Below are 22,078 nucleotides of genomic sequence, written 5' to 3' on the forward strand. Positions count from 1 at the left end.
GGTGGCTGGTGCCGGCAGACCGTCCCGTGGTGGGTTGGCAGGCGGGGAGCGCCGCAGCGCCTGCGACCGTTTCCTCAGCGGGGCATCACAGCCCGTAGAACGTGCGATTGGCTTGCATGCGCGCGGTCTCCGATGCCGGAAAGCGCTGGTCGCGCAGCAGTTGGCGCAAGGCGTCCCGGCCCTGGTCCTGCGCGCCGGGGGCGTAGAAGGAACTGACGGCCAGTTCGTCCAGCGCGCGCCAGGCGTACACCGCGCCGTCCACGAACAGGATGTCCGCCGGCCTCGGGATGCGCGCGGCCTGCTGGGCATACAGGTGCGCCAGCGCGAACTCCGACCTCAGGCGGTGGTAGCGCGCCAGCTCGCACAGCGGCTCGGCGCGCTGGGGCCGCTGTGCGTAGGCGGCGAGGTAGGCGTCGCGCACCGCGCTGTCGGGCATCTGCAGGCGCTCGGTCAGCACCGCCACCTGGAACAGTGCGTACCAGGATTCCTCTTCCCAGCCGCCCATGCCGGCGCGGCGGCGGTACCACTCCAGGCTGTCCTGCAGGCGGCCCGCGTCGCGGTAGCTTTGCGCCAGATAGAACACATTGCGGGTGTTGTCCGGGTGCTCGCGCAGGTCCTGCTCCAGCACCGCGATGTCGCGCAGGTAGGTGTCGGGATCGCGCCCGCGCGCGCCGTCATGGGCCACCTCGATGACCGGGCCCGCCAGCGTCTGCCAGGGCCCGTGCGAGGGCGCGGCCAGGTACTCGTGCAGCACGCCTTCCCAGCGCCAGTCCACGCGCGTGGCCACCATGCTGTTGCGCTGGTATTCCCAGCCGTTCATGTCGCACAGGAAGAGGTAGCCGTCCGCGTCGAGCGCCGGCCACCGGTACTGCGCCGGCATGCGCAGCTGCTCATCGGCGTCGATGAACAGCAGGTAGTCGGCATGCGGGCGGGCCAGTTCCAGGGCCTCGTTGCGGTTGTGCGCGAAGTTCTTCCAAGGGCGCTCGTGCAGCGTGCCGGGAAGGTCGTGCATGAAGCGGCGAACGATGTCCTGCGTACCGTCCGTGGAGCCCGTGTCCACGATGACCCAATGGTCGATGAACGGCCGCACCGAAGCGAGGCACCGGGTGATCACCGGTGCCTCGTTCTTCACGATCATGTTCAGGCAGACGCGGGGGCGGATCACTGTGGGTGCCGTGGCACCCGCAGGCACGGAAAGCCGAAGGCGTTCATATCCCGGGATGCCTCACGGAGGGGCGTTACTGGCAATACGCTTCAGCCACCACGTTGGCGACTTCGGTGCAGTTGAACTTGCAGGACCACTGCGTTGCGGACGAGCGATAGGATGATGCGATGACGTTGCGGAAGTCGGTCGAATTGCACCCGCCGGACACGACGTTGCCCGCGCTGCAGGTCGCCGTCCGGGTGTCCTCGCCAGTACCGCCGTTGCAATTGGTGGCAGCAGACTGGGATGTGGTCAACGAGCCTACGCTGCCCGTGGCCCCCGTTGCGCCAGTGGCGCCCGTCACACCGGTCGCGCCTGTGGCACCGGTCACACCCGTGGCACCGGTCACGCCCTGGATGCCTTGAACTCCCTGATTGCCTTGAGCGCCTTGAGGCCCCGTCGGCCCTGTTGCGCCGGTGGTTCCCGTCGCGCCGGTCACACCCGTCGCGCCCGTGACGCCGGTGACGCCCTGAATCCCCTGGGGTCCGGTGGGGCCGGTCACTCCCGTGGCACCGGTCACCCCCGTGACGCCAGTGGCGCCCGTCACGCCGGTCGCCCCGGTGACGCCCGTGGCACCGGTCACCCCCGTTGCGCCTGTGGCACCGGTCACGCCTGCTCCGGTGGCTCCCGTAGCCCCGGTGGCTCCCGCCGGGCCCGTGGCGCCGGTGGGACCGACGGCCCCGGTCGCACCCGTGGCGCCGGTCGCGCCCGTGCCCACGCCCGCCGCGCACTGCGTCAACTGGCCCGTGCCGGCGTCGTAGCAGGTCAGGTTGCTGTTGGTCGGCGAGGCGGACAGGCCGGGCACATAGACCTCGCCCGTGCCTTGCACGCGCAGGCGCTCCTGGCCGCCCTGGCCTTTGACCACGAAGCCTCCGCCGGCAGGGGGCGTGACGGTGATGTCCGCGGCCAGCACACCGGCGGCATGCAGGGCCAGGACGGAACTCAGTGCGGGAACGACCCAGTAGCGGTGCAGGCGATTCTTGGACATGGGGAAACCCTCTCTTGTCTAGCAGTGTGTTGAATGTCTTTTCCAGCGGTTGGGCCCGCTGGTGATGTCCGTCAGCCGATCCGGCGGGAAGGGGCCGCGATGTCGCGCCGCTTCCAGAACATGGCCATGCCGATCAGCAGCGACAGCAGCATCAGGCCGTACTCGCTGAGCGTCGGAATGGCTGCCACGGCGGTTGCGGCGCCGATCTGGACAGTGCCGGTCACAGTGGCGAAGTTGCGCACCACGGTGGCGTTGGGACCCAGGTTGACCACGGCCGTGCTGCCGCTGGACGACACGAGCTGCACGTTCTGCCCCGGAGCGCCTTGCACGGTGAGCGTGCCCAGCACGGTGATGTTCGTGCCGGCGGGCAGCACGAAGGTGCGGCCGGTGGTGCTGGAGATGGTCAGGTTCTGGAACACGAAGTTGCCGCTGATCTGGCTGGTGTTGCCGGGATCGCAGCCGTCGCGCAGCACCACGGTGTTGTTGCCGGTATTGATGTTGCCGCCGGAGATGAGATTGCCACCCACCGAAATGACGCCATTGCTGCCCGTGACATTGGAGCCCGAACTGAAGGTGGCGTCGGTGTCCACGGTCACCGTGCCGCCATTGAGGTTCAGCGTGCCTTGCATGTCGAGCGCGGAGCAGCCCAGATCCGTCTGGCCTCCCGCAGGAACGTCGAGCGACGAACCGGGTGGAAAGACCCATTGCGCGGCAGCGGGGCTGCACAGGACCAAAGCGGTCGCCAACCCAACCAGGAGCCGCCCGAGTGCTTGTTTCATACCGAATTCCTTGATTTGACCGGACAGGCTCGACGACCGGGTCACTCCTGCCCGGTCAGCCATGTCCGTGTGAGTCCGCATTGCGGTTTTCTAATTGACTATCGACGCCGCATCATCGCTAAATAAATACTGTCTTGCAAACAAAATTTAACGCCTGTGACGACAGTGCATCACTCGGGAAAACGCCCATGGCGAAGGCCAGATCACACACGTTCGTTGATGCAGGTCAGCCCGCCTACCAGTCTTCCTTCACGGCCAGCACAGCCTGCCGTCCCCCGGCCGCGCGCCCCGCCAGCCAGGCGGTCACCGTGCCGGTGGCCAGCACGGCCGCGCACAGCGCCAGCAACCGCAGCCATGGCACCCGCAGGTCCATGGTCCAGTGAAAGCTCTGGGGGTTGACGACGTGCACCAGCACCACTGACACGGCCAGGCCCAGCACGGTGCCCGCCACGGCACCGATGGCGGTCCAGGCGGCGCCTTCGCCGGCCACCACGGCCAGCACCTGCGGGCGCGTCAGGCCCAGGTGCGCGAGCAGCCCGAATTCCTTGCGCCGCGCCAGCACCTGGGCGCTGAAGCTGGCGGCCACGCCGAACAGGCCGATGCCGATCGCCACCGCCTGCAGCCAGTAGGTGACGGCAAAGCTGCGGTCGAAGATGCGCAGCGAGCGTTCGCGGATGCCCGCCGCCGACGCGAATTCCAGCGCGCCCCCCGTCGGGATCGCCGCGCCGCCCGCTGCCGCCGCGTCCGATGAGGCACTGGCCAGCCGCTCGATCGACTGGCGCAGCGCCGCCTCGTCCGCATCCGGTTGCGGCCACAGCGCCAGGTCGTTCGTGCGCGTGTCGCCGGTCAGGCGCACGAAGTCCGCACGGTCCAGCGTCACCGCACCGAACTGGCGCACATAGTCGCGCCACACGCCCGCTATGAAAAACGGAGCAACCTGCCGGGAGCTTTCTTGCGCCAGCGGCCGAAAAGACTGTGAAAGTGCCGGCCAGTCCATGCCGGGCTGCACGCCGTACAGGTCAAGCACCGCCTCGCTCACGTACACGCCGATGCGCCCCCGCGGCACGGGCAGCGGCGTGCCCACCAGCGGCAGCGCCTGGGCCGGGTCGCCGTCCAGCGGCCGGGCCAGCAGTGCGATGGCGGGGCGGGCGGGGTCCAGCAAGAGGCTGCTGGTGCGCAGGGCCTGCACGCGCGCCACGCCCGGCAGCCGGGCCACCGCGGTGTCGAACCCGGGGGGAAAGGCCGCGGCATCGTCCACCCCGGCGGTGGCTCCCGCCGTACTGGCCAGGCGCAGGTAGAGCGGCGCGGGCAGCACCGCATCCAGCCACTGGCCGACCGATCCGCGAAAGCTGCTCACCATCACCGTGAGCGCCACGGCCAGGCTCAGGCTGGCCACCACGCCGCCCACCGCCACGGCGGCGGTGCCACGCGTGCGGCGGGCGCGCTCCAGCGCCAGCAAGGGCAGCAGGTGCCGCCCGGCCAGGGGGGCCAGCCCGCGCAGCAGCCCGCCCACGATCCACGGCAGCAGGGCAATGCCGCCCACCAGCAGCAGGCCCACCGACACATAAGCAGCCAGCGGAATGCCGAACACGGGTGGCGCGCCGGCCAGCAGCGCGCCGCCCGCCATCAGCAGCAGCGCCAGCCCGCCGCGTTGCGATCCGCCCAGTGCCGCGCCCAGGCCCTTGAGCGTCTGCGCGGGCGGCAACTGCTGGGCCGCGCGGGCCGGCCACCAGCCGCCCACGAGCGCTGCGGCCAGGCCCAGCAGGCCATACAGCAGCGCGGCCGGTGCGCTCCATTGCAGGGCCGGCTGCACGCCGGCGAAGTAGCCGCCGCCCAGATCGCCGCCGAGCCAGCGCAGCGCCAGGGCCGCCAGCGCCGTGCCCAGCGCGATGCCCGCGGCACTGCCTGCCGCGCCCAGCGCCGCCGACTCGGCCAGCACCAGGGCCAGCCGCTGTCGGGGCGTGGCGCCCAGCACGGCCAGCAGGGCGAACTGCGGCGCGCGTTGCGCCACGCTCAGGGCCAGCACCGAGAACACGAGGAAGGCCCCGGTGAACAGCGCCACCAGCGCCAGCACGGTCAGGTTGACGCGGTAGGCGCGCGACAGGTTGCTGGTGCGCGCGGTGGCATCCCCGGGCTGCAGCACGGCCACGCCGGCCGATGCGCCGGGCAGGGCCTGCAGCACCTGGCGGAAGGCGTCGGCACTGGCGCCGGGGCGCAGCTGCACGTCGATGCGGCTCAGTTGCCCGCCGCGCTGGAACAGGTCCTGCGCCGCGCCGATGTCCATCACGGCCAGCGGCGCGCCGCCCGCAGCCACCGTGCCCGCCACGCGCACCGTGTGCACCTGCAGGCCCGTGCGCAGCTGCAGTGCCGGCACCACGGCATCGCCGCGCAGCCCGAGTGCCTGCAGGGCCGCGCCGTTCAGAAACACCGTGGCCGGCGCCAGCAGCGCCAGCCGGTCGGCGCCTTCGAAGGCCCGGGGCACCAGGGCGGGGGCCATCGCCGGCAGCAGCAACGCGTCGGCGCCCAGCACGCGCAAGGCCACCGCCGCGGACCCCGCCGTTCCGGGCAGGCTGGCCTGGGCGGACGTTTCCAGCACCGGCCCGGCGCGTGCCACCAGCGGGTGCGTGGCGACCGGGCCATACAGCGCGTCGGGCAGGCTGCCCTGCGTGGCGCGCAGTTCCAGGTCGGGCTGGCCGTTGATGCTGCGCACGGCCTGCGCGAATTCGGACAGGGCCGATGCATTGATCACATGGACCGCGAAGGCCAACGCCACGCCCAGCATGACGGCGGCCACGGCGGCTGCGGCGCGCCAGGGGTGGTGGCGCAGTTCCTGCCAGGAGAAGGTGCGCAGCAGGCGAAGCATGGGAATGGAGGCCGGTGCAAGTCAGGTCGCGGGCGGCACAACCGGACCGGATTGGCCGGCGGAAGGTGCCATGCCACTGGCCGTGAGGCGCAGCCGCCGGTCCGCCCGGGCTGCGGCGGCGTCCGAATGGGTGACCAGGACCAGCGCGGCGCCGTGTTCGCGCGTCTGGGCCAGCAGCAGGTCCATCACGCGGGCGGCCGTGGCGGGGTCGAGGTTGCCCGTGGGCTCGTCGGCCAGCAGCAGGGCCGGGCGGTGCACCAGCGCGCGGGCGATGGCCACGCGCTGCAGTTGCCCGCCGCTCAGTTGCTGGGGCAGGCGATCGCCCAGGCCCTCCAGGCCCACGGCGGCCAGCATGTGCGCCACCCGTGCCGGATCGGTGCGGCCCAGCAGCATGAGCGGCAGCGCCACGTTCTGCGCCACGTCCAGGTGCGGCAGCACGTGGAAGGCCTGGAACACGAAGCCCACGTGCGCGCGCCGCCAAAGTGCGCGCTGCGTGTCGTCCAGCGTGGACAGGTCGGTGCCGCCGTGCACGATGCGGCCCGCGTCCCAGGTATCGAGGCCCGCCAGGCAGTTGAGCAGCGTGGACTTGCCCACGCCCGATTCGCCCACGATGGCCACGAACTCGCCCGGGTGCACGGCCAGGTCCACCTGCGCGAACACGTCGGCCTCGCCGTAGCGCTTGCCCAGTTGTTCGACGCGCAGCACGGCGTTCGCGGAGCCGGCGGTACTGGACGGTGCGGTGCTCATGCCGCGGCCTCGTCGGCCAGCCGCCGGTGCACGGCCTGCACCAGCCGTTCGGTGGCGCCGGGGGCATCGCAGGGGATGGCGTGGCGTGCCGGCATGCTGCGCAGCCAGGTCACCTGGCGCTTGGCAAGCTGGCGGGTGGCGGCCATGCCGCGTTCGCGCAGGCCTGCCACATCGAGCGTGCCGGTGGCCGCCTCGGCATCCAGCACCTCCCAGGCCTGGCGGTAGCCCACGCAGCGCATGGAGGGCAGGTCGGGGTGCAGGTCGCCGCGCGCCCGAAGCCGGCGCACTTCATCGACGAAGCCCGCGTCCAGCATGGCGTCGAAGCGTTGGGCGATGCGCCCGTGCAGCCAGGCGCGGTCTTCGGGCTCCAGAGAGAAAAGGGCATCCACCGCCGTATTGGCGCCGTCTTCTGCTCCTTTTTTAATCGTATGAAAGCTCGACAGCGGCTGCCCTGCGATGCGCCACACCTCCAGCGCGCGCTGGATGCGCTGGCTGTCCGCCGGTGCCAGGCGCGCGGCGGTGATCGGGTCCACGCGGGCCAGTTCGGCGTGCATGCCGGGCCAGCCGATGGCGGCGGCCTGGGCCTCCAGTTCGGCACGCACGGCGGGGTCGGCGGGCGGCATGTCGTCGATGCCGTCCAGCAGGGCCTTGAAGTACAGCATGGTGCCGCCCACCAGCAGCGGCAGCGCGCCGCGGGCGCGGATCTGCGCGATGAGGCGGGTCGCGTCGGCCACGAACTCGGCCGCGCTGTACGCGTGCAACGGGTCGCGGATGTCGATCAGGTGGTGCGGCACCGCGGCCAGTTCGGCGGGCGTCGGCTTGGCCGTGCCGATGTCCATGCCGCGGTACACCAGCGCCGAATCGACGCTCACGATCTCCACCGGGCAATGCGGCGCCAGCGATGCGGCCAGCGCCAGTGCGCCCGCCGTCTTGCCCGAGGCGGTGGGGCCGGCCAGCGCGATGCAGGGCAGCGTCTCAGGCAGGCGCATGGGGCTCTCCGTGTCGTTGCACCAGCGTCCAGGCGGTCAGCGCCAGCGCGGCCGAGCAGGCCCACACGCCGTGCACCAGCGGCCACACGGTGCCGTCCAGCCGCGCGCCGACCCATCGGCCCACGGCGAAGGCCACCAGCATCATCATGAAGCCGTTCAGGGCCGAGGCCACGCCGGCCGCCTGCGGAAACGGGCCCACCGCACCGCTTTGCCCGCAGGGCTGGTGGATGCCATGCGCCACCATGAACACGCACATCGGCAGCAGCAGTGCCAGCGGCGTGTGCCAGCCGGCGAAGGCCACCGCGGCCATCAGCGTGCCGCCGAGCAGGCTGACGCCGCCGGCCACCGCCACGGTGCGCCGCACGCCCAGGCGCGCGAGCAACTGCCGGCAGAGCACGGTGCCCACCAGGTAAGCCAGCGCAGTCGACAGCAGCACGGCGCCGTATTGCGGTCGCGACAGTCCCAGGGCCTCGATGAAGACGAACGACGATGCCGCCAGGAACGTGAACAGCCCGCCGTAGCTGGCCGTGGTCAGCAGCGAATAGGCCCAGAACGTGCGGTGCCGCAGCACCGTGGCCCAGGTGCGTGCCAGCGTGGCCGGCCGCAGGGCGTGCGGGTTGCGCCGCGCCAGCGTCTCGGGCAGGCCCAGGGCGACCACGGCCAGCGTGGCCGCGCCGTAGGCGGTGAGGGCCGAGAGCGCCCCGCGCCAGCCCAGCCACTCCGTCAGCAGCCCGCCCACCGGTGCGCACAGGCTGGCCGCGATGCCCAGCCCGGTGAGGGCCCGCGACATCGCCCGCGCGCCCAGCGCCGGCGTGTAGAGGTCGCGCACGATGGCGCGGGCGCACATCACCACCGCGCCCATGGCCGCGCCCTGCGCCACGCGCCAGCCGATCAGCCATTGCATCGACGGGGCAAGCACGCTCAGGATGGATGCCAGGGTGTAGATGGAAAGACCCGCCAGCAGCACCGGCCGGCGGCCGAAGCGGTCCGACAGCGGCCCCCAGGCGAGTTGCGAGCATCCGAAGGCCAGCAGCAGCGCGCTGAGCGTGAGCTGGGCGGACGCCACGGGTGCGTCCAGGCTGCGCGTGAGCGAGGGCAGCGCAGGCAGGTAGAGATCGGTGGTGACGGGCTGCAGGCTCAGCAGCAGCGCGAGCACGGTGATGGCCAGACCCGGCGCGACGGCCACGGCCGGCGGCTCCTGGCCCGCCGCAGCGAAAGGGGGGACGGACATGCGGGCGAGCCTACCAGATGGGCGCCACCCGACCGGGAGCGCAGATGGCCGTCGCCGCGCATGCCGGCCGGATCAGTACACCTGGAAGAGGTCCGCCAGCGCGGCGCGGTACTGCGGCTCGCCCACCGTGTTCGTGCTGTGGTGCGTGCCGCCTTCCACCAGCACGAAGCGCTTGGGCTCCTGGGCGGCGTCGTACAGCTTGCGGCCGAGCGTGGGCGGGATCAGGCTGTCGTCGCTGCCGTGCACTACCAGCAGCGGCGAGCCGATGTGCGCGACCTTGCGCGCCGACTCGAAGCGCTGCGTGATGAGGCCCGATACCGGCAGCCAACCCCATTTGAACGTGGCCACGACCTCGGGGATGTTGGTGAAGGTGCCTTCCACGATGGTGCCCTTCTCGTCGTTCACCATCGCCGCCAGGTCGATGGCGATGGCGCCGCCGAGCGAGTGGCCGAAGATGTAGCGCGGCTGGTCGGGCGCGCGCTGCGCGAGCCAGTCCCACGCGGCGCGGGCGTCCTCCAGGGCCGTGGTCTCCGACGGCAAGGCCGCGCTGCTGCGCCCGAAGCCGCGGTAGTCGACCGCCAGCACCGAGAACCCCATGCTCTGCATGCGCCGCATGCGGCCTGCCGATCCCGACACGTTCCAGCGCGCGCCGTGCAGGTACAGCAGCACGGGCGCATCGGCTTTGGCGGCCGGCAGCCACAGGCCGTGCAGCTTCTCGGGCTTGCCGGTGGCTTTCGAGTCGAATGCGATCCAGACATCTTCCATGTCGTCGGTGGACTGGGCACCGCCCCAGGCACGGTCGCTGGGCTGGAAGATCCACTCGCGCTGCTTGGCGTCGAGGGTAGCGCAACCTGCCGTGACGGCCATGGCGAGGGCGATGGATGAAAGGAGGGGCCAGCGTTTCATGGGTAGGACTGAGTGCCGCGGTGTCGGGAAAGTTCTATGGCAGTGTTTCAGCGGGTATGCCGGCGTCTTGATTGCCTTGGTTGCTCACTTTTCAATAGCAAATCGGGAAATCCCCGGCTTTTCCGCCTTTTGCAAGAAACGCGCCCGTCGATGCGCTTTGTTACATCCGGATTGTGCTGGAGAGATGGCCTGATTTCGGCACCGCTGCCCAGGGCCGGAGCCCGGAAAAGCGCCCATTGACGCTGCAGCGCAGCATCGATAGGCCGTGACGGCCGGACTGGGTGGCCCGTAGGATGCGCACTCCGGGGGCAAAGGAGGGCAACAACGCACAACAACGGTGCGTTCGGCGCCGAGATACCGCTGCCGCGACAAAGTTCCCCGAGTCACCGTCCTGTCATGTGGCGCCTCCACAGTGGCGCACTTCAACGATCAACGAGGTAGAGCAATGCACCTGTCTGGTTTCAAAGGGGCCGCGCTGGCCCTGGCCGCCGCTGCCGCCCTGGCCGCCTGTGGCGGCAACGACGATGATTTCCCCACGCTGAACGGCGCCAAGCCCCTGGTGATCGGCCACCGCGGTGCCGCGGGCTACCTGCCGGACCACACGCTGGAAGGCTACAAGAAGGGCATCGAACTGGGCGCGGACTTCATCGAACCGGACCTCGTGGCCACCAAGGACGGCGTGCTGATCGCACGGCACGAACCCAACATCACCGGCACCACCGACGTGTCGCAGCGCCCGGAATTCGCCAGCCGCAAGACCAAGAAGATGGTCGATGGCGTTCAGGAAGAAGGCTGGTTCGCCTCCGACTTCACCCTGGCGGAGATCAAGACCCTGCGCGCCATCCAGCCCCTGGCCGAGCGCGACCAGTCGTTCAACGGCAAGTACCAGATCCCGACGCTGGTCGAAGTGCTGGACCTCGCCCGGTCCGAAGGCACGCGCGTGGGCCGCACCGTGGGCGTGTACATCGAAACCAAGCACCCCACCTACCACGCCAACCTGAACCTCAAGCTCGAGGACCGGCTGCTCACCACGCTCTCGCAGTACGGCTACACCACCGCGGCGTCGCCCGTCATCCTGCAGTCGTTCGAAGTGTCCAACCTCAAGTACCTGCGCACCAAGACCCAGGTGCGCCTGGTGCAACTGGTGGATGCCAACGACATCAAGGCCGACGGCAGCATGGACCTGACCGCGCCCTACGACAAGCCCTATGACTTCGCCGTGGCCGGCGACCAGCGCACGTTTGCCAGCCTGCTGACCCCTGCGGGCTTGAAGGAGGTCAGGACGTATGCGGACGGCATCGGCCCCTGGAAGCCGTACCTCATCCCCTCGAAGCTGGTGGATGACAACAAGGACGGCCAGCCCGACGACCTGAACGGCGACGGCAAGATCGACGAGCGCGACCGCGTGATGATGCCCGCGACCTCTGTCGTGTCCGACGCGCACGCGGCCGGCCTCTTCGTGCACCCGTACACCTTCCGCAGCGAGGCGCGCCGCCTGGCTTCCGACTTCAAGGGCGACCCGAAGGCCGAATACCGCATGTTCTACCGCCTGGGCGTGGACGGCGTGTTCGCCGACTTCCCCGACCATGCCAAGGCGGCGCGGGACGACTGATCCCTCGGTCGACGGCCTGCCGGCGGCAGGCCACCGTTTCGGGGCGCGTCAGAAGCTGTGCTTGACGCCGATGCTCAGCAGGGTCCGGCCCTGCCGGCGCCCGACGACCCCGTCCAGTTGCCAGCCCGGTGTCCATTCCCACAGCGCGCCGGTCTGGAAGGTGGGCGGGCTGCCACGCTGTCCGAACGCCTCGATGTGCGCCGTGACCGCGCCCCAGGTGGATTCGACCGCGGCACCCCAGGTGGGCAGCCAGCGGTGGTCGGGCGTGTGCAGCGTGCCGGCATTGGCGTGCACGGCCCCCCAACTGGCGATGCAGGTGCCCAGCAGGTTGAGGGCCCGCGTGCTGCGCGGCTCCCGGTGGGTGTGCCACAGGCCCACGCTGCTGGCCGCATGGCAGCCTTGCTCGGGCGGCGGCGTCCACTGCCATTTGGCCACCACGCTTTGCACCGTGGCGCGGCCGTCCAGATCGCGCGCCAGCAGGGCGCCCAGTTCCAGACCCGGCAGCGCCACCGGGGCATAGGCCGGCGCCACGTAGAAGGCGCCGCGGTCGCGGTGCACGCCCTCCCACCACACTTCCACGTGCCCTTCGCCGGGGGCATTCACGCCGGCGTCGTCCACCGTGAGGGGCCGCCCCGCGTGGGCCGGTAGCGTGACGGCGGCGATGGCCGCCAGGGCCGCCACGCCATAGCCCTGGCAGGCGGAGCGAAGGTGATGGGGGTGGTGGCGGCGCAGTGGCATGGGTGGGATCCGTATGGCCTGCAGCGCCCAGGGATCAGCGTCCGCGCAGGAAGAGGGCGTCCAGCTCGCGCATGGACAGTTGCCGCCAGGTGGGGCGGCCGTGATTGCACTGGTCGGATCGGTCGGTGACTTCCATCTGGCGCAGCAGGGCGTTCATTTCATCGAGGGTGAGCCGGCGGTTGGCGCGCACCGCGCCGTGGCAGGCCATCGTACCCAGAATTTCATTGCGGGCGCGCTGCACCACGGTGCTGGCGTCGTGTGCTGACAACTCCGCGAGCACGCTGCGTGCCAGTTCCACCGCATTGCCCTGGGCCAGCGAGGTGGGCACGGCGCGCACGGCCAGCGTTTTCGGGGAGAAGGGGGCGATCTCCAGTCCCAGCATCGACAGCGTGTCGGCCTGGGCTTCGGCCGTGGCCACTTCCTGCGGCGTGGCGGCGAAGGTCGCGGGGATCAGCAGCGGCTGGCTGGCGATGCGTTCGGTGCCGTCCACCTGCGCCTTGAGCCGCTCGTACACGATGCGTTCGTGCGCGGCGTGCATGTCCACGATCACCAGGCCGTGGGCGTTTTCCGCCAGGATGTAGACGCCCTGGATCTGCGCCACGGCCCGGCCCAGGGGCCAGGCCGGCGCGTTGTCGTCCGGCGCGGGCGGCGCAGGCGTCACGTCGGCCGCTGAAGGGGGGATGGTTTGCAGGGAGGGGGGCGGAGTCCAGGCAACGGTGCCGGCCGCCGCGGCGCCGGCTGCGCCGGGATGGCCCCATTCGGCGCGCGGCTCCTGCACGCTGGCCGGGAAGGCGCCGTCTTGTGCGCCGACGCCGGGCCCCTTCGGCGATCCCCACAGCGCCTGCAGGTCGGTCACCCGGTGGCCGACCACGGGCTCGTCGAACCGGATCGCCGCCTGCGCCTTCCAGCCGGGCGCCATCCCGGGAGCGGGCGCCGGGGCGGCCGCCCCTGGCGCCGTCTCGGTGGCGCCGCTCGCGGCGAGTGCCTGGGCACGGGGCACGGCCAGGGCGTTCTCCACCGCATGGCGCACGGCCTGGTGAACCTCGCGGCTGTCTCGGAAGCGCACCTCGATCTTGGTGGGGTGCACGTTCACATCCACCCGCAGCGGGTCGATGGCCACGTACAGCGCATACACGGGCTGCTTCTGCCCGTGCAGCACGTCCTCGTAGGCGGCACGCGCGGCGTGCGTGAGCACCTTGTCTCGCACGAAGCGGCCGTTCACGTAGCAGAACTGCTGGTCGGCGCGCGAGCGGGCCGCATCCGGCAGGCCGGCGCGGCCGGTCACCGTGATGGCGCCGTGGCGGTGGCGCACGGCGACCGATTCCGCGAGGAAGTCGTCTCCCAGCACGTCGGCCAGCCGCCGGTCGAGCGCCTGCTGCAGCGCGCCATCGGACGCGTCGCCAGCGGCCAGGGTGGCGCGCCACTGCTCGACCAGCTTGCCTTCGTGCCAGATGGCGAAGCCCACATCGGGACGGGCGAGCGCGTGGCGGCGCACGGCCTCGATGCAGTGGGCCAGTTCGGTCGCGTCGGTCTTGAGGAATTTGCGCCGCGCTGGCGTGGCGAAGAACAGTTCCTTCACTTCCACCGTCGTGCCCTGGCTGCGTGCGGCGGGCCGCAGCTCGCCGCTGCGCGCATCCAGCAGGAAAGCGCTGGCCTGCTCCGCGGTGCGCGACAGCAGGGCCATTTCCGACACCGAAGCGATGGCGGCGAGGGCCTCGCCACGAAAGCCCATGGTGGCCACGGACTCGAGGTCGTGCAGATTGGTGATCTTACTGGTGGCGTGGCGCCGCAGGGCGATCGGCAGTTCTTCCTGGGGGATGCCGCTGCCGTCGTCTTCCACCGAAATCAGCCGCACGCCGCCGGCCAGCAGGCGCACGGCGATCTGGGTGGCTCCGGAGTCGAGCGCGTTGTCCACCAGTTCGCGCACGGCCGAGGCGGGCCGTTCGACCACCTCGCCGGCCGCGATCTGGCTGATGAGTTCGTCGGGCAGGTCACGGATCGGTCGGCGCAGGGTGGGCTCTGTGGTCATTGCCCGGCATTCTAGGCAGTGCGGTTAGAGTACGCGCCGCATTGGCAATCCCGCCATCCCACTTTCCTCAGAAGGTCCGCCCTTGGAAATCATCCAGTTCCTGATCGACTTCATCCTGCACGTGGACAAGCACCTGGCGGCCTTCGTCAGCGCCTACGGCCCGTGGGTGTACGCGTTGCTGTTCCTCATCGTCTTCGTCGAGACGGGTGTGGTGGTGATGCCGTTCCTGCCCGGCGATTCGCTGCTGTTCATCGTCGGTGCGCTGTGCGGTGCGGGGCTCATGAACTTTCCGCTGGCCTGCGCCGTGCTGATCGCGGCCGCCATCCTCGGAGACCAGTGCAACTACACCATTGGGCGCTATTTCGGGCCCAAGGTGTTCCAGTGGCCCGATTCGCGCTGGTTCAACCGGCGCGCGTTCCAGCAGGCGCACGACTTCTATGAACGCTACGGCGGCGTCACCATCGTGCTGGCGCGCTTCATGCCATTCATCCGCACCTTCGCGCCCTTCGTGGCCGGCGTGGCCGAAATGGGCCGGGCGAAGTTCACGGCGTTCAACGTGGGCGGTGCGCTGCTGTGGGTGCTGGGCATCTGCACGGCGGGCTACTTCTTCGGCAACTTCCCGTGGGTGCAGGCCAATCTGGACAAGATCATCTGGGCGCTGATCCTGGTTCCGGGCCTGATCGCGCTCTACGGCGGCTGGCGCGCCGGCCGCCAGAAAACGGCCTGAGCGGGAGCCGGGGGTACCGCGCCCCGTCCTCCGGTTGCCCGAGCGAATGCGCTGTCAGCGCATCGTGCGGTCCAGCCACTGCAGCAGCTGGCGGGTGACGAACTCCGGGTTGTCCAGGTTCGAAATGTGCCCGGCCTCGGGGATGACCACGGCATCGCAGCCGATCACCTCGGCCATGGCGTGCATCTCGTGCGGCGGGCGGGGAATGTCCTCGTCGCCGCACATGAGCAGCGTGGCCTGGGGGCGGAGCGCCGCCAGCCGGTCCATCGCATCGGCGCGGCCGAAGATGATGCGGCCCAGCGGCACCACCGATTGGCGCAATCGATCGGGCGCCATCGCCGCCAGGCTGCGGCCGAACGCGGCAGGGCGGGGGCTCGAGGGATCGGTGCCGGGCCGAAAGAAGATCGGCACGATGGCATCCACCAGCGGCTGGGTGATCTGCCCGCCGGCCTCGATCGCATCGAGCAGGCCGAAGTAGCGCAGGCGCGTGGCCTCGGGCTCGGCCCCGAGGTAGGTGTCCATCATCACGAGGCTGCGAACCCGCTCCGGCGCCTTCAGCGCCAGCTCCGCTCCCCACATGCCGCCGACCGAGAGGCCGACCACGGCACATTCGCGGACATGCAGGGCGTCGAGCAGTTCCAGCATCTGCGCCGCCAGGCCTTTCAGGTCCTGCGTGTCGGCGGGCAGCGGCCCCGACGCGCCGTGGCCCCACAGGTCGGGGGCAATGACCCGGAAGTGGCGCGACAACGCCTGGATCTGGGGCGCCCACATCGAAGAATCCCACAGGTAGCTGTGCCCGAGCAGCACGACCGGGCCCTGGCCACGATCCTGGTAGTGCAGGTGGCAGCCTTGCGATGTGGTGAATCGCTTCTTGGCTGCAGCGCTCGCCACATCCGCTGTGCCGTTCGCCAGGGCACTGCCCGACGCGATGGCGGCGGGTATGGCCATCAGTTGCAGCGCGGCACGGCGGCGGTTCAGGGCAGGCTCGGGTGAAAGAGGGTCATTGGCTAGGGCCAGGGGCGACGGGCGCATGGAGTGATTCTGCAGAGTGGAACAGGCCAAGAATGTTAGCCGCACCCACGCGCTTTAAATGTACTAAAACGTATCGTTTAGTGGAAGAACGCCTTATCGTTTTGCACCGGTGCTGGTGGGAGGCGCCGATTGGCATCCACGCAAAAACGCCCGCAGGGCACTGGGGCCCTGCAGGCGTTTTGTGATCGGAAGGATGGGAGTTAAACCATCCCCGTGAGATCAGCGGCGGCGTTGATCGCGGTCTTCACCGAGTTCGTGGCCGACCAGCGCGCCTGCACCGGCACCGATCACGGTCGCGGTGGTGCCACCGACGGCACTGCCCAACACGCCGCCGGCCACGGCGCCTACGCCGGTACCGATCTGTGCATTGGTGGGGTTGGAAGAGCAGCCGACGAGGCCGAGTGCGGCTGCGACAGCGGCGGCGGAAACGAGATGGCGGTAGTTCATGACTTGGCTCCTGGTATCTGTGAGGGCATGGGATCCGGACAGGGCAGCGATCCGTTCAAACCGCTGCATTTGCCTGTCCCAACCCATGCCTGCACTATCGCCCCGGCACCGCGCCTGCGGTGTAGGCAGGCGAGGCCGCCTGCTGTAGGAGGTGCCCCACCTGACCGCGGCGCTGCCGATCAGCCCGGGGCCAGGCAGATGGTCACGAGAAGCGAGGCATCGCTCACCGCGCGCAGCGAATGCGCGGCGCGGGGCTGCAGGTGCACGAAGTCGCCCGGGCGCAGCAGGCGCGCCCCGCCGGCGGTGTGGAACTCCGCCTCGCCCTCCAGGCACTGCACGGTGATCTCGCCGGGCGTGTCGTGCTGGCGCAAATCCTTGCCGGCCGGCAGCACGACGCGGATCACTTCCAGCTGGGCGGCCTTGATGATGGCGGTGGTGGCGGCGCCCGCCAGCCGGTCGCCCAGCGGGCTCAGGCTGACGACTTCTCCGGAACGTGCGTGGTGCAGGGCCATGGGGTTCTCCTCGTGGTTTCAGGTCACGCTCGCAGGCCCGCCGAGCCGTCAGACGGACCGGCTGCGTGCCAGCGGCGGGTTTTTGGCGAAGTATCGCGTGATCCCTCGCATCAGCGCGTCGGCCAATTGCTGCTGGTAGGCGGCGGTGCGCAGCTTGGCCTCTTCCTCGGGGTTGCTGATGAAGGCGGTTTCCACGAGCACGCTCGGAATGTCCGGCGCCTTGAGCACGGCAAAGCCGGCCTGCTCCACGCGCGGCTTGTGCAGTTTGGCCATGCTGCCGATCTCGCCCAGCAGCACGCTGCCGAGCTTCAGGCTGTCGTTGATCTGCGCCGTGGTGCTCATGTCCAGCAGGGCGCTTTGCACGTGCCGGTCCTGCACGCGGACGTTCAGGCCGCCGATGAGGTCGGACTGGTTTTCCTTGTTGGCCAGCCAGCGCGCGGCCGAGCTGGAGGCACCGCCCTGGCTCAGCGCGAACACGCTGGCGCCGCGCGCCGCGGGCGTGGTGAAGGCGTCGGCGTGGATGCTCACGAACAGGTCGGCCTGCACGCGCCGGGCCTTGTCCACCCGCACGCCCAGCGGCACGAAATAGTCGGCGTCGCGGGTCAGGAAGGCCCGCATCGGGTTGCCGCCGACCGTGGTGGCGTTGATGCGGTCGCGCAGCAGGTGCGCCACCTTGAGCACGATGTCCTTTTCGCGCGTGCCGCCGGGGCCGGTGGCGCCGGGGTCTTCACCGCCATGGCCGGGGTCCAGCGCCACGATGATGAGCCGGTCGGTCGCCTTCGCGATAGCGGGCGCGGCCGGTGGCGGCGAGGGCGCGTGCGGCGGGGTGGGGGCGGCAGCGGCCGCTGCCACGGCCGGTGGCGGCGCGGCGGGCGCGGCCGGGGCGGGCAGGCCCACCGGCGGCGGCGGCGCGCCGGGGCGCTGGATCTGCTGGGCGATCAGCTCACCCAGCGGATCGCCCGCCGTGCCGGGTTTGGCGGCGGCGACGTTGGGCAGGGGCGCGGTCGGCGGCACTTCGCGCAGGCGCTCGGCGATGAGGGCCTCCAGCGGGTCTTCGGGCTCGGCCGGGTACAGGTCGAACACCAGCCGGTGCTGGTAGGCCGCGATCGGCGGCAGCGTGAACACCTGGGGCAGGGCGGGCCGCTTGAGGTCCAGCACCAGCCGCACCACGTTGGGCGCGTTCTGGCCCACGCGGATGCCGGCGATGTTGGGGTCGTCCGCCTTCACCTTGGCGACCAGTTCGCGCAGCTCGGGGTTCAGGTCGATGCCTTCGATGTCCACCGCCAGGCGGGGCGGCGTGGTCACGAAAAATTGCTTGGCCACCAGCTGGCGGTCGGATTCGATGGTGACGCGGGAGTAGTCCTGCGCGGGCCAGACGCGCACGGCCAGAATGCTGGCACCGCGCGCGATCTGCTGCGTGCCCAGCAGCAGCACCAGCGTGCCGGCCTGGAGCAGCGACCGCCGCGTGGGTGGATGGGGAGGTGGCGCTTCGCTCATGCCTTCGATCCTTGTGCAAGGGTGCGGCCCGATGCGGTGCGGGCCTGCAGGGTGACGTGCCGCTCGCCATCATCCCCTGCTTCAATGTGTATAGCAAGGTCTTCAACGGGGATGAGCGCGGCGGCCTTTTCGGGCCATTCCGCGATCTTGAGTCCCGGCCCCGCGAAGATGTCGCGAAAGCCCGCGTCCTCCCACTCGCGCGGGTCGTTGAAGCGGTAGAAGTCGAAGTGCCAGATGGCCAGCCCCGGTGCCTCGTGCGGCTCCACCACGGCATAGGTCGGGCTCTTGATGCGGCCCTGCACGCCGAGCGCACGCAGCAGGTGGCGCACCAGCGTGGTCTTGCCGGCGCCCAGGTCGCCGTGCAAGGTGATGAAGGCGTTGGCGATCGGGGCTTGGGCGGCCAGCCGGGCGGCGAAGGCGGCGGTGTCTTCCTCGCTTTCCCAGCGCAGTGCGACGGGCGTGTCCGCGGGGGGGCTTTCTACAATCCGGGGGTGATGTTCAGCAGCAGTCAACTCGTTCCTCAAATGCAAGGCTGGGCCCGCGAATTGGGATTCTCCCAAATCGGCGTGGCCGGTGTGGATTTGTCGTCCGCAGAACCGGGGTTGATGCAGTGGCTGGCGCAAGGGTTCCATGGCGACATGCATTACATGCAAACCCACGGCCTGCGCCGCGCCCGGCCCGCCGAACTGGTGCCCGGCACCGTGAGCGTGATCACCGCGCGCATGGACTACCTGCCGCGCGACACGCCAGCCGGGCCCGCGCACGGCGCGCCGGGCGCCGGCCCTGGCTGGCAGGCCGTGGAGTTCGCGCGGCTGGAGCGCCCCTCCGAAGGCATCGTGTCGGTGTACGCCCGGGGGCGCGACTATCACAAGGTGCTGCGCCAGCGGCTGCAGAAGCTGGCCGACCGCATCGGCGAGGCCGTGGGGCCGGTCGGGCACCGGGTGTTCACCGATTCGGCGCCCGTGCTGGAGGCGGAGCTGGCCAGCCGCAGCGGGCAGGGCTGGCGCGGCAAGCACACGCTGGTGCTCAACCGCGAGGCGGGCTCCATGTTCTTTCTGGGCGAGATCTATGTGGACATGCCGCTCGAGCCCAGCGCGCCCGTGACCGCGCATTGCGGCAGTTGCCAGGCGTGCATCGACGTGTGCCCCACGCAGGCCATCGTCGCGCCGCACCGAGTGGACGCCCGGCGTTGCATCTCTTACCTCACCATCGAACATGCGGGGCCGATTCCCGTCGAACTGCGCCGCCCGATGGGCAACCGCATCTACGGCTGCGACGATTGCCAGCTCATCTGCCCCTGGAACAAGTTCGCGCAGGTCAGCGGGCTGCCCGATTTCGACGCGCGGCCCGGCCTGGGCGGGCAGCAGCTCGCGCACCTGTTCGCCTGGGACGAGCCCACCTTCCTGCGCATGACGGAAGGCGGCCCCATCCGCCGCATCGGCCACGAACGGTGGCTGCGCAACGTGGCCGTGGCGCTGGGCAATGCGCTGCATGCCACGGGGGACGCCGGCATCGAGGCCGCGCTGCGGTCCCGCGCCGCCGACGCCAGCGCTCTGGTGCGGGAGCACGTGGCCTGGGGCTTGGAGCAAAAACGGCCTCCAGCGCAATAAGTACTAGGGCATTGTGCTATTAAATAAATAGCATTCGCCTGCGGCAAAACGCCCGGGTGCGGGCGGGCTGCGGCTGGCCGACAATACCGGCCTGCCCATGATCCAAGCCCTGTGCCTTCTCATCGCCTTCCAGTTGCTCGGAGAGGCCACGGTGCGCCTGACGGGCTGGCCGTTGCCGGGCGCCCTGGTCGGCATGCTCTGGCTGCTGGCCTGGCTCGCCTGGCGGCGGCGCGTTCCCGAGTCGCTGGCCACCACCGCGTCCACCCTGCTGCAGCACATGATGCTGCTGTTCATCCCCACCGTCACCGGCGTGATGGTGCACTTCGGCCGGGTGGCGGACGAGTGGAAGCCCTTCCTCATCGCCTGCATCGTCGGTGCGGCGGTGACGATGGCCGTGACGGCCCTCACCCTGCATTGGCTGCTGTCGCGGGGTCGGCGCGCGGGTCCGCCGGCATGAAGGCGCCCGCATGACGGATCCCACCACCGGCCTGGCCGCGCTGGGGGCGCTGGAGCGCTCCCCGCTGACCTGGCTCACGCTCACGCTGCTGGCCTACCTCGCAGCGCTGTGGCTGTACCGTCGCAGCGGCCACAACCCGTTCCTGCTGCCCGTGCTCACGGCCGTGGTGGGCATCGTGTGCGTGCTGCTGGCGCTCGGCGTGCCGTACCCGGTGTACTTCGAGGGCGTGCAGCTGATCCATTTCTTCATCGGCCCGGCCACGGTGGCGCTGGCAGTGCCGCTGTACGGGCAACTGGGCCGGATCCGGCAGATCTGGCGGCCGGTGGCGATCGCGCTGCTCGCCGGATCGGTGGCGGCCATCGGGTCGGCCGTGCTCGTGGCGTGGGCGCTGGGCGGGTCGATGCAGACGCTGATGTCGCTTGCGCCCAAGTCGGCCACCATTCCCATCGCGACCGCCGTGGCCGAGCGGCTGGGCGGCATCGCATCGCTGGCGGCGGTGGCCGTGGCGGTCACCGGGATTGCCGGCGCGGTGATGGCCGGCCCGCTGCTGCGCGCGCTGCGACTCGATGGCGACCCGGTGGTGCGCGGCTTCGCCGTGGGACTGACGGCGCATGCCATCGGCACGGCGCGCGAGTTGCAGACCCACGCCACCGCCGGCTCGTTCGCCGCGCTGGCCATGGCGCTCAACGGCATCGCCACGGCGCTGCTCATGCCAGCGATGGCGGCGCTCCTGCACTGGGCCGGCGTGTGGTGAGCGGCCCGTGGGCCGCATGGGTTTGTCAGCGCAGCACGGCGAGCGCGAAGGGCAGGCTGACCACCCCCAGCACGGTGGACAGCGTCACCAGCCCGGCCACGTAGGGCCCGTTGTAGCCCATGCGGGCCGCCAGCACGTAGCAGGTGGACGCGGTGGGCAGGGCGGAGAAGGCCATCAGCACCGTGGTCTGCACCCCGTCCAGCCGCAGCAGCCGCGCCATGCCGAACGCGATCACCGGCTGCACCAGGTGGCGGATCGCCAGCACCGATGCCGACAGCAGCTTGCCGCGCGTGAGCAGGCCGAACTGCATGCCCGCGCCGGCCGCCATGAGCCCGAGCGCGAGCGACGCCGCGCTGATGCGGCTCACCGTGGGCTCCATCCACACGGGAATGTGAAAGCCCAGCAGGTTGGCGGCCAGCCCCGATCCGGTGGCCACGATCAATGGATTGCGCAGCAGCTCCTTGAAAAAACCGTGCTGGCCCGCGCGCGCCATGGGCCACACCGCGGCCACGTTGAACAGCGGCACGCACACGCCGATCAGCACGGCGATGAGCAGCAGGCCCTGCGGGCCCGCCAGCCGTTCCGCCAGCGCCAGGCCCATGAAGGAATTGAAGCGGAAAGCCACCTGGGCGCTGGCCGCGTGGTCGCGTGGGTCGATGCGGCCACGCAGGCCGGGCAGCCGCGGCAGGCTGTAGGCCAGCGCGATGCCGACCAGGCCCGTTGCCACGCCGGCACCGATCAGCCCCGAGGCCTCGCCGATCTGGATCGGGCTTTTGACGATGGACTGGAACAGCAGGATGGGAAAGAGCAGGTAGTACACCAGGCTTTCCACCGGCTGCCACACAGTGCGGTTGAGGGCCGTGTAGCGGCAGACCAGGTAACCGCACAGGATGAGGGCAAAGTCGGGAAGGAGGAGCTGCGCGTAATTCACGGCCCGCAGGATACCGCGCGGCCCG

The 22,078-nt window shown here is 70.5% G+C and carries 21 protein-coding genes; 5 read left to right on the plus strand and 16 right to left on the minus strand.

Features of this window, described 5'->3' with window-relative positions; all coding sequences use genetic code 11:
* Window positions 1-85: 85 nt before the first annotated feature.
* The 8 genes from AVME950_RS12975 to AVME950_RS13010 all read right to left on the minus strand — a co-directional run bounded on the left by AVME950_RS12975 (window position 86) and on the right by AVME950_RS13010 (window position 9,707).
* Window positions 86-1,138, minus strand: coding sequence for a tetratricopeptide repeat-containing glycosyltransferase (locus tag AVME950_RS12975; protein ID WP_284430248.1), 1,053 nt, complete (start codon window positions 1,136-1,138; stop codon window positions 86-88).
* A 100-nt stretch (window positions 1,139-1,238) separates the two neighbouring features.
* Window positions 1,239-2,192, minus strand: coding sequence for a collagen-like protein (locus AVME950_RS12980; RefSeq protein WP_284430111.1), 954 nt, complete (start codon window positions 2,190-2,192; stop codon window positions 1,239-1,241).
* A 71-nt stretch (window positions 2,193-2,263) separates the two neighbouring features.
* Entirely contained in the window at window positions 2,264-2,971 is a 708-nt protein-coding gene (locus AVME950_RS12985; RefSeq protein WP_284430112.1) for an IPTL-CTERM sorting domain-containing protein, read from the minus strand.
* Window positions 2,972-3,206: 235 nt separating this feature from the next.
* Window positions 3,207-5,834 (minus strand): ABC transporter permease, encoded by a 2,628-nt coding sequence (locus AVME950_RS12990; protein ID WP_284430113.1) that lies wholly within the window; start codon window positions 5,832-5,834, stop codon window positions 3,207-3,209.
* A gap of 21 nt (window positions 5,835-5,855) precedes the next feature.
* Window positions 5,856-6,581, minus strand: a complete 726-nt coding sequence (locus AVME950_RS12995; RefSeq protein WP_284430114.1) for an ABC transporter ATP-binding protein — start codon at window positions 6,579-6,581, stop codon at window positions 5,856-5,858.
* Window positions 6,578-7,570, minus strand: coding sequence for a tRNA (adenosine(37)-N6)-dimethylallyltransferase MiaA (gene miaA / locus AVME950_RS13000; RefSeq protein ID WP_284430115.1), 993 nt, complete (start codon window positions 7,568-7,570; stop codon window positions 6,578-6,580). The genes AVME950_RS12995 and miaA overlap by 4 nt, the downstream gene beginning before the upstream one ends.
* Window positions 7,557-8,801, minus strand: coding sequence for a multidrug effflux MFS transporter (locus AVME950_RS13005; RefSeq protein WP_284430116.1), 1,245 nt, complete (start codon window positions 8,799-8,801; stop codon window positions 7,557-7,559). Before AVME950_RS13005 ends, miaA begins: the two co-directional genes overlap by 14 nt.
* Window positions 8,802-8,873: 72 nt before the next feature.
* Entirely contained in the window at window positions 8,874-9,707 is an 834-nt protein-coding gene (locus tag AVME950_RS13010) for an alpha/beta hydrolase (RefSeq protein ID WP_284430117.1), read from the minus strand.
* A 445-nt stretch (window positions 9,708-10,152) separates the two neighbouring features.
* Here AVME950_RS13010 and AVME950_RS13015 point away from each other — a divergent pair, with 445 nt between their 5' ends.
* Window positions 10,153-11,319 carry a glycerophosphodiester phosphodiesterase gene (locus tag AVME950_RS13015; protein WP_284430118.1) on the plus strand — a complete coding sequence of 389 codons (1,167 nt, stop codon included), beginning with the start codon at window positions 10,153-10,155 and terminating at the stop codon, window positions 11,317-11,319.
* A gap of 48 nt (window positions 11,320-11,367) precedes the next feature.
* Here the strand turns inward: AVME950_RS13015 and AVME950_RS13020 are convergent, their stop codons facing one another.
* Together AVME950_RS13020 and mutL are read right to left on the minus strand one after the other, a co-directional pair.
* Window positions 11,368-12,057, minus strand: coding sequence for a PA4824 family protein (locus AVME950_RS13020; protein ID WP_284430119.1), 690 nt, complete (start codon window positions 12,055-12,057; stop codon window positions 11,368-11,370).
* 34 nt (window positions 12,058-12,091) lie between these two features.
* The gene (gene mutL / locus AVME950_RS13025; RefSeq protein ID WP_284430120.1) at window positions 12,092-14,086 is read right to left on the minus strand and encodes a DNA mismatch repair endonuclease MutL; all 1,995 of its coding nucleotides are present in this window, start codon (window positions 14,084-14,086) and stop codon (window positions 12,092-12,094) included.
* Between the two features lie 82 nt (window positions 14,087-14,168).
* On the opposite strand from mutL, the gene AVME950_RS13030 reads away from it, so the two are divergent.
* Window positions 14,169-14,813 carry a DedA family protein gene (locus tag AVME950_RS13030; protein ID WP_272568021.1) on the plus strand — a complete coding sequence of 215 codons (645 nt, stop codon included), beginning with the start codon at window positions 14,169-14,171 and terminating at the stop codon, window positions 14,811-14,813.
* Between the two features lie 54 nt (window positions 14,814-14,867).
* Here the strand turns inward: AVME950_RS13030 and AVME950_RS13035 are convergent, their stop codons facing one another.
* The 5 genes from AVME950_RS13035 to tsaE form a co-directional block, all read right to left on the minus strand.
* On the minus strand, window positions 14,868-15,845 hold the full coding sequence (locus AVME950_RS13035; RefSeq protein ID WP_284430121.1) for an alpha/beta fold hydrolase: 978 nt from the start codon (window positions 15,843-15,845) through the stop codon (window positions 14,868-14,870).
* 219 nt (window positions 15,846-16,064) lie between these two features.
* Complete coding sequence (locus AVME950_RS13040) at window positions 16,065-16,292, minus strand: YMGG-like glycine zipper-containing protein (RefSeq protein ID WP_272551696.1); 228 nt, start codon at window positions 16,290-16,292, stop codon at window positions 16,065-16,067.
* A 179-nt stretch (window positions 16,293-16,471) separates the two neighbouring features.
* On the minus strand, window positions 16,472-16,804 hold the full coding sequence (locus AVME950_RS13045) for a cupin domain-containing protein (protein ID WP_284430122.1): 333 nt from the start codon (window positions 16,802-16,804) through the stop codon (window positions 16,472-16,474).
* Window positions 16,805-16,852: 48 nt separating this feature from the next.
* Window positions 16,853-18,301 carry an N-acetylmuramoyl-L-alanine amidase gene (locus AVME950_RS13050; RefSeq protein WP_284430123.1) on the minus strand — a complete coding sequence of 483 codons (1,449 nt, stop codon included), beginning with the start codon at window positions 18,299-18,301 and terminating at the stop codon, window positions 16,853-16,855.
* Window positions 18,298-18,813, minus strand: a complete 516-nt coding sequence (tsaE, locus tag AVME950_RS13055; protein ID WP_284430124.1) for a tRNA (adenosine(37)-N6)-threonylcarbamoyltransferase complex ATPase subunit type 1 TsaE — start codon at window positions 18,811-18,813, stop codon at window positions 18,298-18,300. The genes AVME950_RS13050 and tsaE overlap by 4 nt, the downstream gene beginning before the upstream one ends.
* Window positions 18,814-18,825: 12 nt before the next feature.
* Here tsaE and queG point away from each other — a divergent pair, with 12 nt between their 5' ends.
* The 3 genes from queG (at window position 18,826) to AVME950_RS13070 (ending at window position 21,122) form a co-directional block, all read left to right on the plus strand.
* Window positions 18,826-19,911 carry a tRNA epoxyqueuosine(34) reductase QueG gene (gene queG / locus AVME950_RS13060; RefSeq protein WP_272568028.1) on the plus strand — a complete coding sequence of 362 codons (1,086 nt, stop codon included), beginning with the start codon at window positions 18,826-18,828 and terminating at the stop codon, window positions 19,909-19,911.
* Between the two features lie 97 nt (window positions 19,912-20,008).
* Window positions 20,009-20,368 (plus strand): CidA/LrgA family protein, encoded by a 360-nt coding sequence (locus tag AVME950_RS13065; protein ID WP_284430125.1) that lies wholly within the window; start codon window positions 20,009-20,011, stop codon window positions 20,366-20,368.
* A 10-nt stretch (window positions 20,369-20,378) separates the two neighbouring features.
* Window positions 20,379-21,122, plus strand: a complete 744-nt coding sequence (locus AVME950_RS13070) for an LrgB family protein (RefSeq protein WP_284430126.1) — start codon at window positions 20,379-20,381, stop codon at window positions 21,120-21,122.
* A gap of 25 nt (window positions 21,123-21,147) precedes the next feature.
* On the opposite strand, the gene AVME950_RS13075 is transcribed toward AVME950_RS13070, so the two are convergent.
* Window positions 21,148-22,065 carry an AEC family transporter gene (locus AVME950_RS13075; protein WP_284430249.1) on the minus strand — a complete coding sequence of 306 codons (918 nt, stop codon included), beginning with the start codon at window positions 22,063-22,065 and terminating at the stop codon, window positions 21,148-21,150.
* Window positions 22,066-22,078: the final 13 nt, after the last annotated feature.

It is taken from the genome of Acidovorax sp. SUPP950 (assembly GCF_030158935.1).
Lineage (GTDB): Bacteria > Pseudomonadota > Gammaproteobacteria > Burkholderiales > Burkholderiaceae_C > Paracidovorax.